The organism is Thermococcus aegaeus (assembly GCF_055393685.1).
The window spans coordinates 1,670,508-1,686,583 of sequence record NZ_AP042464.1 but is presented as its reverse complement, the minus strand read 5'-3'; the positions used below and the strand labels follow the sequence as shown (position 1 = coordinate 1,686,583).

General features: G+C 43.1%; 17 protein-coding genes, 1 tRNA gene and 1 rRNA gene. 11 read left to right on the top strand and 8 right to left on the bottom strand.

Translation table 11 applies throughout. From position 1 onward, the window contains the following. Positions 1–10: 10 nt before the first annotated feature. On the bottom strand, positions 11–712 hold the full coding sequence (locus ACZ5NL_RS09150) for an IS6-like element ISPfu1 family transposase (protein WP_011011522.1): 702 nt from the start codon (positions 710–712) through the stop codon (positions 11–13). Positions 713–834: 122 nt separating this feature from the next. Here ACZ5NL_RS09150 and rrf point away from each other — a divergent pair. Continuing rightward, a 5S ribosomal RNA gene (gene rrf, locus ACZ5NL_RS09145) occupies positions 835–956 on the top strand. 74 nt (positions 957–1,030) lie between these two features. Here the strand turns inward: rrf and mce are convergent. The 3 genes from mce to ACZ5NL_RS09130 are packed head-to-tail and all read right to left on the bottom strand — an operon-like array spanning position 1,031 to position 2,863. Beyond that, a complete protein-coding gene (gene mce, locus ACZ5NL_RS09140) occupies positions 1,031–1,432 on the bottom strand; it encodes a methylmalonyl-CoA epimerase (protein WP_004068105.1) in 402 nt (133 codons plus the stop codon). Beyond that, positions 1,429–2,388, bottom strand: coding sequence for a methylmalonyl Co-A mutase-associated GTPase MeaB (gene meaB, locus ACZ5NL_RS09135; RefSeq protein WP_464843463.1), 960 nt, complete (start codon positions 2,386–2,388; stop codon positions 1,429–1,431). Before meaB ends, mce begins: the two co-directional genes overlap by 4 nt. A 43-nt stretch (positions 2,389–2,431) precedes the next feature. Next, positions 2,432–2,863, bottom strand: coding sequence for a cobalamin B12-binding domain-containing protein (locus ACZ5NL_RS09130; protein WP_464841977.1), 432 nt, complete (start codon positions 2,861–2,863; stop codon positions 2,432–2,434). A 141-nt stretch (positions 2,864–3,004) separates the two neighbouring features. Here ACZ5NL_RS09130 and ACZ5NL_RS09125 point away from each other — a divergent pair, with 141 nt between their 5' ends. Continuing rightward, entirely contained in the window at positions 3,005–3,652 is a 648-nt protein-coding gene (locus ACZ5NL_RS09125; RefSeq protein WP_464843462.1) for a PHP domain-containing protein, read from the top strand. Here the strand turns inward: ACZ5NL_RS09125 and ACZ5NL_RS09120 are convergent. Together ACZ5NL_RS09120 and ACZ5NL_RS09115 are read right to left on the bottom strand one after the other, a co-directional pair. Beyond that, a complete protein-coding gene (locus tag ACZ5NL_RS09120) occupies positions 3,647–4,204 on the bottom strand; it encodes a Maf-like protein (protein WP_464841976.1) in 558 nt (185 codons plus the stop codon). The genes ACZ5NL_RS09125 and ACZ5NL_RS09120 overlap by 6 nt on opposite strands. 103 nt (positions 4,205–4,307) lie before the next feature. Beyond that, complete coding sequence (locus ACZ5NL_RS09115) at positions 4,308–6,116, bottom strand: PINc/VapC family ATPase (RefSeq protein ID WP_464843461.1); 1,809 nt, start codon at positions 6,114–6,116, stop codon at positions 4,308–4,310. Between the two features lie 90 nt (positions 6,117–6,206). Between ACZ5NL_RS09115 and minD the strand changes: the two genes are divergently transcribed. The 7 genes from minD (at position 6,207) to ACZ5NL_RS09080 (ending at position 13,957) form a co-directional block, all read left to right on the top strand. Next, complete coding sequence (gene minD / locus ACZ5NL_RS09110; protein ID WP_464841975.1) at positions 6,207–6,944, top strand: cell division ATPase MinD; 738 nt, start codon at positions 6,207–6,209, stop codon at positions 6,942–6,944. Next, positions 6,941–7,684, top strand: coding sequence for an ATP/GTP-binding protein (locus ACZ5NL_RS09105; RefSeq protein ID WP_464843459.1), 744 nt, complete (start codon positions 6,941–6,943; stop codon positions 7,682–7,684). Before minD ends, ACZ5NL_RS09105 begins: the two co-directional genes overlap by 4 nt. Before the next feature lie 123 nt (positions 7,685–7,807). Next, positions 7,808–9,250 carry an asparagine synthase (glutamine-hydrolyzing) gene (gene asnB / locus ACZ5NL_RS09100; protein WP_464843458.1) on the top strand — a complete coding sequence of 481 codons (1,443 nt, stop codon included), beginning with the start codon at positions 7,808–7,810 and terminating at the stop codon, positions 9,248–9,250. Positions 9,251–9,394: 144 nt separating this feature from the next. Then, the gene (locus ACZ5NL_RS09095) at positions 9,395–10,570 is read left to right on the top strand and encodes a cell wall-binding repeat-containing protein (protein ID WP_464841974.1); all 1,176 of its coding nucleotides are present in this window, start codon (positions 9,395–9,397) and stop codon (positions 10,568–10,570) included. 35 nt (positions 10,571–10,605) lie between these two features. Beyond that, on the top strand, positions 10,606–11,673 hold the full coding sequence (locus ACZ5NL_RS09090) for a glycosyltransferase family 4 protein (protein WP_464841973.1): 1,068 nt from the start codon (positions 10,606–10,608) through the stop codon (positions 11,671–11,673). Beyond that, on the top strand, positions 11,639–12,664 hold the full coding sequence (locus tag ACZ5NL_RS09085) for an L-threonylcarbamoyladenylate synthase (RefSeq protein WP_464841972.1): 1,026 nt from the start codon (positions 11,639–11,641) through the stop codon (positions 12,662–12,664). The genes ACZ5NL_RS09090 and ACZ5NL_RS09085 overlap by 35 nt, the downstream gene beginning before the upstream one ends. 108 nt (positions 12,665–12,772) lie before the next feature. Continuing rightward, positions 12,773–13,957, top strand: a complete 1,185-nt coding sequence (locus tag ACZ5NL_RS09080) for a hypothetical protein (RefSeq protein ID WP_464841971.1) — start codon at positions 12,773–12,775, stop codon at positions 13,955–13,957. Here the strand turns inward: ACZ5NL_RS09080 and ACZ5NL_RS09075 are convergent. Together ACZ5NL_RS09075 and ACZ5NL_RS09070 are read right to left on the bottom strand one after the other, a co-directional pair. Further along, positions 13,944–14,147 carry a winged helix-turn-helix domain-containing protein gene (locus ACZ5NL_RS09075; RefSeq protein WP_464843456.1) on the bottom strand — a complete coding sequence of 68 codons (204 nt, stop codon included), beginning with the start codon at positions 14,145–14,147 and terminating at the stop codon, positions 13,944–13,946. The genes ACZ5NL_RS09080 and ACZ5NL_RS09075 overlap by 14 nt on opposite strands. Positions 14,148–14,227: 80 nt before the next feature. After that, the gene (locus tag ACZ5NL_RS09070) at positions 14,228–14,647 is read right to left on the bottom strand and encodes a hypothetical protein (protein WP_464841970.1); all 420 of its coding nucleotides are present in this window, start codon (positions 14,645–14,647) and stop codon (positions 14,228–14,230) included. Positions 14,648–15,134: 487 nt separating this feature from the next. Between ACZ5NL_RS09070 and ACZ5NL_RS09065 the strand changes: the two genes are divergently transcribed. Together ACZ5NL_RS09065 and ACZ5NL_RS09060 are read left to right on the top strand one after the other, a co-directional pair. Then, positions 15,135–15,842 carry a nucleotidyltransferase domain-containing protein gene (locus ACZ5NL_RS09065; protein WP_464841969.1) on the top strand — a complete coding sequence of 236 codons (708 nt, stop codon included), beginning with the start codon at positions 15,135–15,137 and terminating at the stop codon, positions 15,840–15,842. 57 nt (positions 15,843–15,899) lie between these two features. Further along, a tRNA-Gly gene (locus tag ACZ5NL_RS09060) sits at positions 15,900–15,977 on the top strand. The last annotated feature ends 99 nt before the right edge of the window (positions 15,978–16,076 follow it).

The following is a 16,076-nucleotide window of genomic DNA, read 5'->3' as shown; positions in this document are numbered from 1 at the left end:
TTCGATACTGTTAGGATAACTGGGGCATCACCTCCTGAAGCCATTCAGTAACATCACCAGGCGGATCACCAAAACTAGAATGAATTCTGACAAAATTATACCAGAAGGCAAACAGAAAAACAAACCTATGAACCCTCCTCCAGTCTTTACCCCTGAAATTATTCCAGAAACGCTTCGTCCTCTCCTTCAACGTCCTAAACCAGCGCTCAACACTGTTCCTCGGCCCGAAAGTCACATGCAGATAACCCAACCTCAAACTCTTAAAAGCAGACTTATACCAGCTCGCCCTGTCAACCAGAAAGACAGGCTGCCCTTCACACGACTTTAAAACAACCAGAATGAAATCCCTGGCAACCCACCAGTTTCTAACAGTCGTAATCCAGACTGCTAAAACTTCCTTGCTCTCAACGTCAATTGCAGCCCAGAGGTATCTTTTCTTCCCGTTGATTTTTATTACTGTTTCGTCAACTGCGATGAAGTTTCGCTGTTTTTTGACTGCGAGGATTTTTGGCTTGTAAACTGCTTCTGCGAGTTTTTGGACTGCCTCCCAGACTGTTACGTGACTGATTTTGAGTATTCTGGCGGTTTGCCGGTAACTGAGGCCTCGCAGGTATAATTCTACTCCCCTGATTTTCTTTTCTGGTGGGATTTTGTTGCGACGAAAGGGTTTTAAGGCTGAAACCACCCAGTAAATAATGGTTTCAGACTTCATGTTCCCCCTTCTTTTTCTAAAGTACTGCCAGTAACTTAAACCTGACACCCCACAGCTTATCCTAACAGTATCGGAAATTCAACCGTAAACTTTATAAAGCCTGTGCTGAGAGTTAGTATCGGTACGGCGGTCATAGCGGCGGGGTCACACCCGGACTCGTTTCGACCCCGGAAGTTAAGCCCGCCAGCGATCCCGGGTGTACTGCCCTCCGAGAGGGGGCGGGAAACCGGGGACGCCGCCGGCCACTCAATAAACTTCTTCTAAGAAAAACTCCCGATAAGAATAGACTTTCCCTTTTTGTAAAAAATTAAAAAGGAGTCACTCTTCTCTTTCACAAAGCTCGAGAAGAACTCCGCCAACACTCTTTGGGTGCACAAAGGCTATTTTGGCACCACCTGCTCCTATTCTAGGCTTTTCATCAATAAGCCTGAATCCTTTTTCTTTAAGCTTCTCTAGGTGCTCCTCAATATTGTCAACGCCGAGAGCTATGTGGTGTATTCCCTCTCCTCTCTTCTCAATGAACTTAGCTATTGGCGAATCCTCTGCCGTTGCTTCCAGGAGCTCAATTCTTGTTTCGCCAGCGTGGAATATCGCTGTTCTAACTTTTTGATCCGGTACTTCTTCAATCTCCTCAACTTTTAATCCGAGGTTTTCCCAGATTTTAATTGCCTCCTCGAGGTTCCTAACAGCAATTCCAATATGGTCAACTTTCTTTATCACACTTTCACCCCCAAAGCTTTCTCTAAAACAAGATCAGCAGCAGAATAGGGATCAATCTCCCTGTTGGCAATCTTCTCTATAAGCTGAGATATTTCGTTATCCCCCATCATTTCTCCAATTTTCCTTGCGATAGTGCTTGAAACTATTGCTTTAATTTCTTCCTCCACTCTGAATTTCCTTTTCTTTTCGATTTCCCCGCTCTCTAACAAAAAGACCCTATGCTTATTGATGGCTTCCCAAAGCTGGTCGATCCCTTTATTGGTAAATGCAACCGTGGAGACTATTGGTGGTCTCCAGCCCCTTTTCTCCCACTTTTCTTTCTCAAGATCGAGCATTAGCTCAAGCTCAAACATTGTAGCCTCTGCACCTTCTTTGTCAGCTTTATTGACCACAAAGATATCTGCTATCTCCATAAGCCCCGCTTTTATTGCCTGGATATCATCTCCCAATCCAGGAACGGTTACCAAAACTACCGTATCGGCAGTTTTTACGATATCCACTTCAATCTGTCCCACACCAACGGTTTCTACAAATATCACATCACACCCATAGGCATCAAGTATTTTTATAGCATCGTTGGTTGCCTTTGCTAGCCCCCCAAGGGAACCCCTTGTTGCCATACTCCTTATAAAAACACCTGGGTCTGTAGAGTGCCTCTGCATCCTTATCCTATCCCCGAGAAGAGCCCCCCCAGTAAATGGAGAAGTGGGGTCTATGGCTATAACTCCTACTATTTTCCCTTCGTCCCTAGCTTTTTTTATGAGCTTATCAACTAGAGTTGACTTCCCAGAGCCAGGGGGACCGGTTATTCCAACTATATAAGCATTTCCCGTATATGGATAGATCTTCCTGACTATCTCCCTTGCTTTTTCTTCGTCGTTCTCTACTAGAGTTATCAGCCTTGCAGTTGCTCTCTTATCCCCTCTAAGCATTCTCTCAATTAGTTCATCTATCATGCCTACCACTTGGATTAATTATCCAAAAAAGAAAATATAAACCTTAGCTTTCTCCCTTAAACTTTTTGAGTTTTGGGACATTTTCGTCGATAAATTTAATAATCTCCTCAATTGAACTTCCGGGACCAAAGACCCTTGCGACGCCCATTTTTTCAAGCTCTTGAGCATCATCAGGCGGTATTATACCTCCAGCGAGTACGAGTATATCTTCATTCGGTTTTATACCTCTCTCTTCTAGAAGCTTGAGAATCTTTGGGATAAGAACCATGTGTGCTCCGGAAAGGATGCTCAAGCCGAGAACATCTATGTCCTCTTGGATGACGCTTTCCACTATCTGCTCCGGCGTTTGTCTTATTCCGGTGTAGATGACTTCAAAACCCGCATCCCTAAGTGCTCTCGCTATGACCTTTGCTCCTCTATCATGACCATCCAGTCCTGGTTTTGCTATTAGAACTCTAACTTTTGAGCGGTTCATCTTTCACCACCGACTTTCATTAGAGTAAAATAGTATTTAAAGGTTGTCAAACCTAAAGGTTGGGGTTTACATTGGATATTTTATCCAGAAAAGTGCAAGGCTTTTAAATTTTTAAGCGAATAAGACATGGGAGCTAAAATGATGGATCTCCACACTCATACAAGGTTTTCTGATGGAATTGGTTACATAAGGGACAACATCGCCGAGGCTGAGAGAAAGGGACTAAAGATTGTTGGAATCAGCGACCACATACATTTCTTTACTCCCCACTTGCTCAACTCCTATCTTTCCCTTATAAATCAGGCCAAAAAAGAGAGTGAAATAACTGTTCTAGCTGGAATAGAAGCCAATATTCTCCCAGAGGGCATCGATATAAACGACGACTTTAGAAAAAAGCTCGACTATGTAATAGCTTCCGTTCACCTTTACTTCGACCCAGGGAGGTATGATGAGTATCTCAAACTTATAAAACTCGCCATTCAGGATGAGAGCATCGATATAATAGGACACTTTGGAAACGTCTTTCCGTACATAGGCTATCCCTCAATAGAGGAATATGCAGAGATTGTTGAGCTGGCAGAAGAATATGGGAAGGCTTTTGAGATAAGCTCCCGGTACAGAGTGCCAGAGCTAGATTTCATAAAGCTGTGCATCCAGAAGGGAGTAAAACTAACCTTCGCAAGCGATGCTCACCAGCCGAGAGACGTTGGAAGCATAAGCTGGAGTTTAAAAGCATTTAAAAAAGCAGGTGGAAAAAAGGAAGATCTACTTTTCTCCGAGCTCTTATGAGAGTTTAAATCCCAAGTTTTTAAGTTCAAGGATTACCTTCATTGGGAAGCCAACAACATTGTAGTAGTCACCTTTTATCCATTCCACCAGAATGCTGCCTTTCCCTTGAATTCCATAGGCACCAGCCTTGTCAAATGGTTCGCCTGTGGAAACGTACCATTCTATCTCCTCCTCGCTGAGGTCTCGGAACTTAACCTCTGTGACCACATAACCTGTAATCTCCTTTCCCTCATGGAGGATGCAGTAACCAGTTATAACCTTATGTATTCTTCCGCTTAAAGTTTTGAGCATTTCTCTTGCTTCTTCCCCATCTTTTGGTTTGCCAAGGATTTTGCCATCTAAGACAACAATGGTGTCTGCGCCAACTACAGTTCCCCCATATCGGGAGTAGACATCACGGGCTTTCTTCTTTGCCACTTCTACCGCGTGCTCTATTGGATTTGTTGTTTCAGATTCCTCACTAACACTACTCGGGACAACATCAAAAGCATCAAAGAATCTCGCAAGGATTTCCCTTCTCCTTGGACTTTGGGACGCTAAGATTAGTCTCATCAAAAGGCACTTAAAGGATTAAAATATAAAAATTTCGGGCAATGAAGACAATTTCGCTAGCTGAGTAGTGATGAGTACCCTCGCAACTGAGCCAAAAAATATATCAGAGAGAAGCCCAGATCTCTATTCCTGCATCCAACACTCTCTTGAGCTCTTTACCTATTGGGGTGTTCTTATTAACCTTTACAAGCCCCTTTCTCGAAGGCGTCGCGGTGAAAATATACTGCTCACCTGCAAAGAATTTAAGGGGTTTCTTGGCAAAATCAGGTGAAACTCTGAGGACTATTTGCTTTTTCTTCTCTTCTGCTTCAACAGCTATCTTTTCCTTGGGCATTTCTGCGAGCTTTTCGTCAAAACTCCTTACATCAATACTTATGCCGAGCTTTTTCTCTATTTCGCTAATTCTTTTGCCCTTCTTTCCTATTATTGCCGGGATATCAAATTCATCTGCGTATATTATGGCCTTGTGCGGACTTGCAAGCTCAACTTCCGTGTAAACATCTGGCAAGAACTTCTTGATCTCCTGTTTGAGCTTTTTCTCAGCAAGCTTCATTGCCGGCGGTTTCTCTTTTTTCTTTACTGGAACAACGCTTATCTCTTCTCCATAGGTATAGATCTCGTATTCAAGTTCACCCGTCATGAAGTCTCTAACCTCTATAACCGGTCTTGCTAAGTCCTCCTCTGTCATTCCACTAGGCACTTTAACTTTATACTCTAAAGTCAGAACTTTATCAACATTCCCTGCTTTTATGAATATCACGGTATCAACTATTTGCGGGATCATTCCAAGCTCAACCCTTCCAATAAACCTCTGAATGGCATCTATGGGCTTTGTAGCGTGTACAACGCCTATCATTCCAACTCCAGCGAGTCTTAAGTCGGCATAAATCTTGAAGTCACTCGTCTTTCTCATCTCGTCGAATATAGTGTAGTCTGGTCTTACAAGCAATAGAACATCCCCAGTTTTCTCCATTCTTCCTCCAAGTGCTGTATACTGGGTTATCTCTTCACTAACCTGAAGGTCTCTGGGCTTCTCCATGGTCTTAACTATTTTACCCATGGAGGCATAGTATTCAGCTAAAGCCTGTGCAAAAGTTGTCTTTCCCTCACCAGGAGCGCCAGCTATAAGTATCCCTTCCGCTTTGTCGGTTAAACGTTCCAAGAGCTTTTCTGGGAGATCATAGTCCTCTATGCTTAATTTGGTTATTGGCCTGACAGCTGTAATCTCTATTCTATCGGCAAATGGAGGCTTTGCTATGACTATACGGTAGTTCCTCAGCTGAACAACAGTGGCTCCGGGTTCGTCAAGCTCTATAAATGACTCTGGATCCCTCTTAGCCCTCTCTACTATGTCATCTGCTATCTCTTCGAGCTCCTCATCTGTGAGTTTCTCGTCCCTTATGGGAACAAGCCTCCATTGACCGGGCTTTCCTTTCTTTGCCAAAGGCCTTACACCAGCTTTTAAGTGAACGCTCATTGTATGCTCATCAAAAAAGTCCTCAAGTCTGTGTTTGACCTCTTTTTTGCTCTCCAAGTAGATTACCTCAATGCCTTTAGCTATAGCAATGTCCCTCTGCACCTGATCCCCGGTTATAAGGGTTGCATTAAGCTCTCTAGCAACTTCTCTTATCATGTGGTCTATTTCCCCGGCTTTTGCCCTCCTAATTTGCCACAAATCCGGCCTCTCACCGTAGAATTCCAAAAGAATTTTATCTTCTTCCGCGAGCTTTCTAAGTTTTTTTAGCTCTTCCAGTCCAGTGTGCCCTATAGCCTTGCCTTCATTTGCCTGATGCTCGATCTCAGCAACGACAGCCTCAGGAATAATCACCTTAACCTTTTCGTTAATCCTGTTAAGGTATTGAGTGAGCCGTCCATCAACTATAACACTCGTGTCCGCAACAAATACTCTCATTTTTCTCACCTTCCCATTGCTGGTCTCTCCACTTATAACCTTTTGGTAAAAGTTCATAAAGGTTTAGGAGAATTATAGTGGGGAATAAACATGGGGAGAATAATCTCAATAGCTTCTGGAAAAGGAGGCACTGGGAAAACAACCATTACAGCAAACCTTGCGATTGCTCTAGGGAAGTTAGGAAAAAGAGTATGCGCTGTTGATGCAGATTTGACCATGGCAAACTTAAGCTTGCATTTTGGACTAGACGATGCCGGAAAAACTATCCACGATGTGTTGATTGAAGGGGAAGACATAAGAAAAGCTGTACACACCACGAGATACGAACTCGTGTACGTAGTCCCAGCTGCAGTGGATTGGGAGCACGTTGCTAAAGCAGACCCCAGAGATCTGCCCAAGGTGATCCCAAAGCTAAAGGAGGACTTTGACTATATCCTTATAGACTGTCCAGCCGGGTTGCAAATAGATGCCATGAGCGCCATGCTAAGTGGAGAGGAGATTATTCTAGTGACTAATCCAGAAATAGCAAGCCTCAGCGATACAATGAAAGTGGGGATAGTCTTGAAAAAGGCTGGACGAGAAGTTTTGGGGTTTGTACTCAACAGGTACGGCGGACATAAAAACGACATACCCCCGGAGGCTGCCGAAGAGGTTATGGAGTTTCCTCTCTTAGCCGTTATCCCAGAAGACCAAAAAGTAAGGGAGGCAGCGCTGGAAGGAATGCCCGTAGTAGTATACGAGCCAAATTCAAAAGCCACGAAAGCATTTTTTGAACTGGCGGAGAAGCTTGTAAGAATGGAAACGGAAAAACAATGGTGGATGGAGTGATAGTGGTATTTGTTGGAACTGCTGGAAGCGGAAAAACAACTTTGACAGGAGAATTTGGAAGGTTTTTGGAAGAGAATGAAAAAAGGGTAGCATATATAAACCTAGATACTGGAGTTAAGACCCTTCCTTACACTCCTACAGTGGATGTTAGAGACCACATAACCGTGGAAGAGCTAATGAGAAAGGGCTACGGGCCTAATGGAGCTATTGTGGAAAGCTATGACTTTTTGATGAACTACCTCGAGGATTATCTTGAAAAGATACTAGAGCTGGAAAAAGAAAACGACTACGTTCTTATAGACACCCCCGGCCAGATGGAAACGTTTCTCTTCCATGATTTTGGAGTTAAGCTAATGGAAAATCTCCCAAGTCCGCTTGTTGTGTACTTGTTTGATCCCACAATACTCAGAAAACCCCATGACTACTGCTTTGTTAGGTTTTTTGCCCTTTTAATAGACCTTCGACTTGGTGCAACAACTATACCAGCCCTTAACAAAACAGATCTCCTTAGGGACTTGAAAAAGGTAAAGAGATACTTAGAGGACGTTGAATACCTTTCAGGCCGCTTAAAGCTTGACAGTTCAATGCAAGGGCTTTTGGCATACAAGCTGTGTAAATTTTTGCCCGAAGTCTCGCCTCCTGTTAGGGTGCTCTATCTATCTGCAAAAACGAGAAGCGGATTTGACGAGCTTGAGACTGTTGCTTATGAACACTACTGCACCTGTGGGGATTTAACATAAGTTCAGCAGAAAAAATGAGAACAGAAATTCCATTCAAGAACTCCTTTCCAAAATGAACCCTTTTTTAGGAAGAAACCGGGAAAGTTTTTATTGGCAGGTAAATAAGAGATTTTGGTGAGAGAAGTGTGCCTTATCGCAGGAGGGATCGGGAGACATCTAAAACCAAAACTCATAGCAATGATAAACTCCGGAAAACATAGGGGTAGAGACTCCTTCGGTGTGTGGACTGAGGAAGGAGTATTGAAGAGCGAGGATTTTTCTCAGATTAACGAAATTCCAGACGGAAGTATAGGGCTTCTCCAGTGCCGTTTGGCCATGACAGGCTCAAAAAGCTTTACTCAACCGTTCTTTAATAATTTTGTCTTGATCCATAACGGAGAGATATATAACCACAGACAAATAAGAGAGTTTTTAGAGAGAAAAGGAGTTGGATTTGAGAGCGACGTCGATACGGAAGTAATTCTGCGCTTCTTGGAGTTTCAAATTGAAAGAGGTAATTCTATAGCTGAGAGCGTGAAACGCTTAATGAGAATCTTAAACGGAGATTACGCTGTAGCATTTTCTGATAAAGAGAACATTTATCTTTTTAGAGATCCAATTGGGATTAGGCCCCTTTATTACTCCCAGAACGGCTTCTTTGCCTCGGAAAAGAAAGTTCTCTGGAGCATAGGAGAAAGGGCAACCCCTGTAAATCCAGGAGAGCTCGTTAAAATATCCAGAAAGGGCATTGAACGAGTCCAGCTCTTTACAATCTTAGAACTAAAAGGGAAGTCTTTTTCCTATGAACAAGCAAAGCTAAGCATAAAGAAAAGCCTAGAATATGCCGTGAGAATTAGGAGTGCAAAAAAGGTGGGAGTGTTGTTTTCAGGGGGGCTAGATAGTTCTTTAATAGCCTTTCTTGCTTCAAAATACTCAGATGTAGTCCTTTACACAGCGGGAGCAGAAGGAAGTCAAGATTTGGAGTGGGCTAGAAAAGTTAGTGAGAAACTTGGCCTGAAGCTTAGGGAGTACGTGTTTGACCTAGAGGATGTAAAAAGCTCCCTTGAAAAAGTTATGTTTGCCATAGAGGAGCCCAACCCCATGAACCTCGCGATAGGGATCCCAATCTACTTCGCAACAAAACTTGCCCGAGAGGACAACACCAAAGTTCTTTTAACTGGTCAAGGAGCCGATGAACTTTTTGGAGGGTATGCAAAATATCTCCGGGATCCTTCACTAATGGAGAAGGATATTTTGGAAATGGGGGAAAAGAACCTTGCCAGAGATGATAAAATTGCCATGCTAAACAGCGTTGAAGGAAGGTTTCCGTTTTTGGATCTTAACGTCGTCGGAAGTGGACTCAGAACACCTCTGGAGTACAAAATCCACAGTGGAGTAAGAAAAGCTATCCTAAGGGAAGTAGCTCTTGAAACAGGCCTCCCCAAAGAGGTCGCATACAGAGAAAAGAAGGCCTGCCAATACGGAAGCAATGCACAAAAGATTCTGGAAAAGATAGCAAAGAAAGAGGGTTTGAGATTATCTCAATTTGCTGAAAAAGTCTTTTATGAAGTTTTTGAACATACATAAACGGTTTTAAACTTTTTTTAACTCTCACAAAGCCAAAAAGAATTCTCGCGGGATTTGAATAAACAAATGAAGACAAAACAAAACGATTTCATGAAAAAAGCTTAAATAGGGGTTCTTCTCTATAACAAAGTGAGGTGATAAGCCATGATGGTGAAAAAAGTATTTGCATTGTTGTTTGGTGCTTTGCTCTTAGCAAGCATAATGCCACTATCACAAGCACAGAGTCTTTCAATAGTTATCCTCGTAAGCGACAACGAGGCAGATTCAGCACTTGCAGAGGAGCTTGCGGAAGTGTTAAACGCAACCGTAGTAGTTACAACCTGGGGAGTGTACGATCCAAACGTTACGGCGGAGATAATGAGCTATGCTCCAGACAAAGTTATAATCATAGGCGGGCCTGATGCAGTGCCAAAAGACTACGAAACGGATCTAGGCGAGCTGGGAGTTTCATATGTTAGGTGGTATGGTGAAAATAGGTATGAGACCAACCTAGAAGTGCTTAAAAAGGCTATTGAAGAGTATCCAGAGCTCTTTGAAGGTGTCAAAATAGTAATCGCCCACGGAAGAGATCTGGGGGCAATTAAACAGGCAAAGGGCATAGAAGGAAAGAAATTTGTCCTGTATGTGGATAACAATCTAACAAATACAACTGAAATAATTGGCACTCTGCTCAAAACCAAGAGCGTAATAATAATCAAAAGCCCATTAATGGACAATAAAACTGCCGAAGAGGTAAGAGAACGTGTTAGGGAGAGGGTCAGAGACGGAAACATAACCGAAGAGAACGTAACCATAACACCTGAGATGGCATGGGAGGCAATACAAGTAGCCATTAACAGAACTGAAACGGCAAAAGAAATGCTGGACGACCTCCCAGTTCCAGCCGCTAAAAGGCTAATTGAACTTGCCGAAAAGAAGATACAAATCGCAAACGAGAGCTACAATGAAGGAAAGTATGGAAAAGCATATGGACAGGCAATAGCCGCAAAGGCCCATGCAGAGGCAGTAATTAAGCTGGCCAGCAAGGAATGGCAAAAGGTCATTCATGCGAGGGTTGACATCCAGCTCGAAAAGGAAGTACACAGACTTGAAGTTAAAATAAAAGTTCTCGAAAAAGCTGGAATTGATGTAACTCAAATAAAGGAGAAGATAGATGCTGCAAAAGCTGCAATACAGGCAGGAGATTATGACACTGCCAGAGAGCTCATTGAAGATGCCAAAAACATGCTAAGAGAAGCCTTTATACAAGGAAAAGGCAAAATAAAGGAAAAGCACTTGCCGGTAAATCCACCACGTGGAAAAGGTAAAGGCAGACCATAGAAAGGCTTTTTACTTCTCTTCTATATTTTTTATTCATGAGAATATTGGTAGTAGGGCATTACCCTCCCCACAAAGGGGGAGTTGCAAATCACACTGACAGCTTAGTTAAAGAGCTTAGAAAACGTCATAAGGTTTACGTCCTCACTTACGGTCCTATAACACCCAGAAAGTTCGAGAGGGAGTTAGTTCATCAGGTAAAAGTTCCTCCAGTCTTCGGGTTGAGAGGAATTTTCTTTGCTTTCTTAGCTTTCTTAAAGATAGTGAAACTCCACAAAAAGCTGAATTTCGAGCTCATCCACGCCCACTACGTTGGAACAACCAGCTATGCAGGAGTTCTCGCAAAGAAGAAACTGAGGATCCCCTTAATTGTAACAGCCCACGGAAGCGACCTTGACTTTATGTCAAACCTTCCGCTCGGGAAGTATTTTGTTAGAGAGAGCATAGCAAAGAGCGATGTGATAATAGCTGTAAGCCACTACCTAAAAAAAAGAGCTCTCTCATTTGGAGCAAAAAGAGTAAAAGTTATTCCAAATGGAATAAAGGCACTAAAGCTAAAAAAGGCAGCAAAACGGTACATCACATTCATCGGAACACTAACTTATTATAAAGACCCAAAAACGTTTATACAGCTTGCAGAGTGCTTTCCCACCGAAAAGTTCCTAGTGGTTGGTGAAGGCCCGTTAATGGAAGAACTGAAAAGCACAGCACCTCCCAACGTTAAGTTTCTCGGCTATAGAGAGGATATTGATAACATACTCGCGGAAAGCAAAATGCTGATAGTTCCTTCCCTAAGAGAGGGGTTTGGGCTTGTGGTTGTTGAGGCGAACTCCCTTGGCGTGCCTGTAATTGGGAGGGCTGTTGGAGGTATAAAGGAGCTCATAAGAGACGGAAAAAATGGGTATCTCTTTAAAGATTTTGACGATCTTGTGGAAAAAGTAACACTTTTGCTTGATAACAAAAAAGCTTTAAAAATGGGCAAAATTGGAAGAAGAATCAGTGAAAAGTACACGTGGGGAAAAGTTGCTGAAAGAGCTGAGAGGGTTTACATGGAAGTTTTGGGTGAGGAACATGACAATAGTGATAAACATGCGAGAGGGCATTGACTGGAAAAAAATTAAGATAGCTGCCAGGTTTATTAGAGAGGGAAAGCTTGTTGCATTTCCTACGGAGACGGTTTATGGGTTAGGTGCAGATGCTCTAAATGAAAATGCCGTCAAAAGGATATTTGAGGCAAAGGGGAGACCCCCAGATAATCCTCTAATAATCCACATAGCTGAGTTCAATCAGGTTTATGAGCTTGCAAGAGAAGTCCCGGAGAAGGCCAAAATGCTCGCAGAGAAGTTCTGGCCAGGCCCATTAACAATAGTGCTCCCAAAAGGGGACAAAGTTCCCTACGCGACTACAGGTGGGTTAGATACGGTAGCAGTAAGAATGCCCGCTCATGAGATTGCGCTTGCATTGATAAAGACAAGTAAGAGACCAATTGCTGCTCCATCTGCAAACATAAGCGGAAAGCCGAGTCCTACCATAGCGGAACACGTTGCTGATGACTTTTATGGAAGGATAGAGTGCATAATAGACGGAGGAGAGACAAAGATAGGAGTAGAGTCAACGGTAATAGACCTAACCACAGAACCTCCAATGCTCCTAAGACCTGGTGGGCTGCCTCTTGAAGAAATAGAGAGAGTAATCGGAAAAATAAAAATTCATCCAGCCGTAAAAGGAAAACCGGTAAAGCTTGCAAAAGCTCCCGGGATGAAGTACAAACACTACGCCCCGGAGGCCCAGGTTGTGGTTATAGAAGGGGAACGTAAAAAGGTTAAAGAAAAGATCAAGGAACTTGTCAAGGAATATAGGGCTCAAGGCTTGAAAGTGGGTGTAATGGCTACTGGAGGATTCTATGAGGCAGATGCATATTTTAACATAGGAGAGAGCGAGGAGGAGATAGCAAGGAATTTGTTTAAAGCTCTTAGAGAACTCGACAAGTCTGGGGTAGACATAATACTAGCCGAAGGGATTGAAGAGAGGGGATTAGGGCTTGCGGTTATGAACAGGCTTAGGAAAGCGGCTGGATATAGAGTGATAAGAGTATAATTTTTCGAAAATTTTTTGAGTTTTAATGTGTTCTATTGTCCATCGGAGAAAGCGTTAAATACACTGGGGTAGAATAAATAATTGCTAAAACCAGGTGAGGTGACCCTTTTGATAACTGGTATAATAAGGTCCAGTCCGGGGGAGCTTGAACTAGCTGGGAAAAGCTTGGTGACTAAGGGAGAGCTGAAAACGGGTATACGGCTTCTTATAAAATCCGCGAGAGAATATGAAAAGCAAAAAAGAATTTTAGATGCTGCCCGGATTTATAGATACATTGGGGACCTCATTCTTAGTGCTAATCCACAGGCCCTAAAAGATGCTAGACCTTTTCTCCTTAAGAGTGCGTATTATTATCTGGACATTCTGGAAAGAGAAGTCGAAGCCGAGGAGCCCAATTTAGAGCTCCTCGATGAATTCTGCTCCAATATCCTCAGAATATTTGAAATTCTCGGTGAGAAGAACAAATTTGAAAAATACGCAAAGGAATTTGCAGTGATGTACAAATCAATGGGCGACACTCAAATGAAAAGAAAGAAAATTCAGAAGGCGATTGAGTCATATGAGGCAGCGTATAGATATTACAAGATAATCCACGATTCAAAGGGCATCGAGGACATGGCAAGCATTCTCCTTGACCTCTATGGGAAGGGAGCGGAGATATTTGTGGCCAAAAAAGAATATCAAAAAGCAGGAGACACCTTTTTCAAGCTCGCATTTATTGTTAAGGATATTTTTGGTTATAATGACCACTTTATGGAACTCATGGAGAACGCAGGAAGAAACTACGAAAGAGCAGGCAGAGAATGGTACGCCGATGGAAATCTCTACTATACCGCAAAAACTTTCCTTAGTGCTGAATATTCCTACCTACTGGCAGGAAACTCTCAAAGAACAAAACTCGTAGGCCTAAATACCACAAAAATGCTCTACCAGCTCTCAGGAGAATACAGAAAAGAAGGATTCATGGAGGAGCTTGGGGATACCCTGCTAATGCTTGCCCAATCCCTCTTCGCCCTCGATAAACTTCTGGAGGGTCTCAAGACTTATAAGAACCTCATCCTGGAAGTAGAGGCAACATTAGAACACAGGTACAGGATAAGAAAGGCCCTTCTTCTTTATCTGGCCGCTAAGGAAAGAAGCAGAAACTACTTAGAATTTGTTGAGCAAATGGATTTCTATGCAAAGAGAGAGGCCTATGCACAGGCAATAGAGCTAGCGGAGCTCATCTTCGAGACAAGATATCCAGAAATTAAAAAAGGATTACAGAAGGTAGAAGGATTCAGCCCAGAATGACTTTTCTTCTATAGCCCCTCCTTCTGGCGTCTCTTAAGAAAAATATTTCCTCAACAAGCTCTTTCTCCTTAAGAATCTTCAGGGCATAACGAACAGTCCTTTCAGAAAGGTTTGTTTTTCTTGCAAGCTCCTTAGAAGATACTGGCCTGTCTTCTAAGGCGTTAAATACCTGAAGCGCTGATTTTGGCAGAGCAAAGTAAATCCCCCCTCATCACAACCACCAAAAAAGAAGGGAAAAGAGAGTTTATAAGAATTTTGATAGAGGCAATTTCAAGATTGCTGCCTTATAGTTACTCTTGGAAGAGGAATCGGATAAGGAATTCTCATTTCTTTAGAAATTACCATTATCAGAGGGGTTATTTCATTAGTTACAAAGTTCACTATCTCTGCAAACATTTCTGGAGGTATCTTCTTCTCTTTTTCCCAACCATCAAGGATTTCATCTATCTGTTCTTTTTTGGGCGGTAGATAAAACACAGCCCCCTTTACTAGTGCCCTTGCAATTTCGGGATTATAGCTAATCTGATAAGTGAAGAACACCTCAATACCATTCACTTTCCCAGAAGGGGTCTTTACTTCTCCCAATCTAACCTCCTCAATCTTTGGAGAGAGATTCACCTCAACCTTACCTAATGCCCCTCCCTGCTTTTCGACCTCAATGTTCGTTATGTTAACACCTACAACAGGCATTTTTCCACCTCCTTCTAAAGATAAACATTGCCCTATTAAAGGTTACTTTTTTCTCTTAAAAGCCTCGCCATTTAGGGCAGGGATGCAGTAGACCACCTAATTATTCTTTAAGTGTCGAAAGTTTTTTAAACTTTGGATTGTATTTTTAATTGAGCCCGGTAGGGTTCATAAAGAAGAGCCCGTTGAAAAGCTTTCAAACGTGTCCCTGCTTCAGCAGGGATGACACCGGGAGGCGTCCTCTAAAAATTGTCGTTGGGCAGTTTGAAACTGGAGGGGGCTGGAACGATAACCCCGAGCCGGCTTTGCCGGTAGGGGTAACGGGCCGAAGACCCGGCCTTCGGGCTGAACTGAAACCGGCAACGGGAGTAGGTTGTGAGCCCGTAAACCGAACCGCTCGTTGGCGAGGGGTTAAGCTGAACCCTTGCCTTTCAAGGCGGGGAGGAGGTCAGCGATTGGATTTAAAAAGAACAATGACAAAAAGGGTATCATGCCAAGAGAGAAGATTGTTAGAGTGTGGGACGAAAGGGAGATCGTATACTCATCCAAACGGTGGAAAATCTTGAAAGAGAAGCGTGAAAAGGCCCTAAAAATAATGGAAAGGCTAGACCAATTTGAGCCCTATGTCTACGGGAGCGTGGCAAGAGGGGACGTTAGGAAAGATAGTGATATTGACATCGTGATACCCTATAAAGTTCCCAGCTTCCTAATCGAGCTAAGCTTGGAGGGAATCCCATTTGAAAAGCGAAGAATTGTAATGGCGACACCATGGCACTTAATAAAGGGACATATCGAAATCGACGAAGAAACTACGATAACGTTTCCCCTTGTTGAGCCCAAAGATAGAGAGATCGAATTTTATAAATGGGGAGGAATGGTTGATCTCTGGGGACTCAAAACAAACCTCCGAGTGCCGGGAGTTAACAAAAAGCTGATACTAATAGTCCCAACGGAAAAAGGACATATAGAGAGGGAAGTCATTGGGAGAGAGAGCGAGGTTGCGAAAATTCTTGGAGTGAGTATAGACATAGTCCAAGAAAGGGTGAAGATTTTAACCAAAAGGGACTCTATCGGGAGAACGGGGATATACCTCAATGAGGAAGTCCCCGACTGGATGAGCTTTGAAGAAGCATTGAAAAGGATAGCTGATAGAGATCCGAACGTTAGGAAAAGAGTCAGGGAAAGTGGTGGAATTTAAAAACACCTTGGCGAAAAATTTATAAAGCGTCTGCAATTGATTATCTACCGGGCTTGTGCGGTGGTAGTCTAGCCTGGCCTAGGACAGCGGCCTGCCACGCCGCGGGCCCGGGTTCAAATCCCGGCCACCGCACCACACTCCATTCTTCAAGCCTCGGGAAAGCCTCTTCTAAAAACAAAAATTCTCAAACTTTGTGCCATTTTTCTCTAAGGAGCGGATCTTCATAAACCAAAT

Bases quoted from the DNA above. Each gene is read 5' to 3' on its own strand.
- ACZ5NL_RS09115 (WP_464843461.1), bottom strand. From the start codon at position 6,116: ATGAGAGTATTTGTTGCGGACACGAGTGTTATAGTTGATGGACGGCTC.
- ACZ5NL_RS09065 (WP_464841969.1), top strand. From the start codon at position 15,135: ATGCCAAGAGAGAAGATTGTTAGAGTGTGGGACGAAAGGGAGATCGTA.
- minD (WP_464841975.1), top strand. From the start codon at position 6,207: ATGGGGAGAATAATCTCAATAGCTTCTGGAAAAGGAGGCACTGGGAAA.
- ACZ5NL_RS09130 (WP_464841977.1), bottom strand. From the start codon at position 2,863: ATGAACCGCTCAAAAGTTAGAGTTCTAATAGCAAAACCAGGACTGGAT.
- ACZ5NL_RS09095 (WP_464841974.1), top strand. From the start codon at position 9,395: ATGATGGTGAAAAAAGTATTTGCATTGTTGTTTGGTGCTTTGCTCTTA.
- ACZ5NL_RS09125 (WP_464843462.1), top strand. From the start codon at position 3,005: ATGGATCTCCACACTCATACAAGGTTTTCTGATGGAATTGGTTACATA.
- ACZ5NL_RS09150 (WP_011011522.1), bottom strand. From the start codon at position 712: ATGAAGTCTGAAACCATTATTTACTGGGTGGTTTCAGCCTTAAAACCC.
- ACZ5NL_RS09070 (WP_464841970.1), bottom strand. From the start codon at position 14,647: ATGCCTGTTGTAGGTGTTAACATAACGAACATTGAGGTCGAAAAGCAG.
- meaB (WP_464843463.1), bottom strand. From the start codon at position 2,388: ATGATAGATGAACTAATTGAGAGAATGCTTAGAGGGGATAAGAGAGCA.
- ACZ5NL_RS09120 (WP_464841976.1), bottom strand. From the start codon at position 4,204: ATGAGACTAATCTTAGCGTCCCAAAGTCCAAGGAGAAGGGAAATCCTT.
- ACZ5NL_RS09085 (WP_464841972.1), top strand. From the start codon at position 11,639: ATGACAATAGTGATAAACATGCGAGAGGGCATTGACTGGAAAAAAATT.
- ACZ5NL_RS09090 (WP_464841973.1), top strand. From the start codon at position 10,606: ATGAGAATATTGGTAGTAGGGCATTACCCTCCCCACAAAGGGGGAGTT.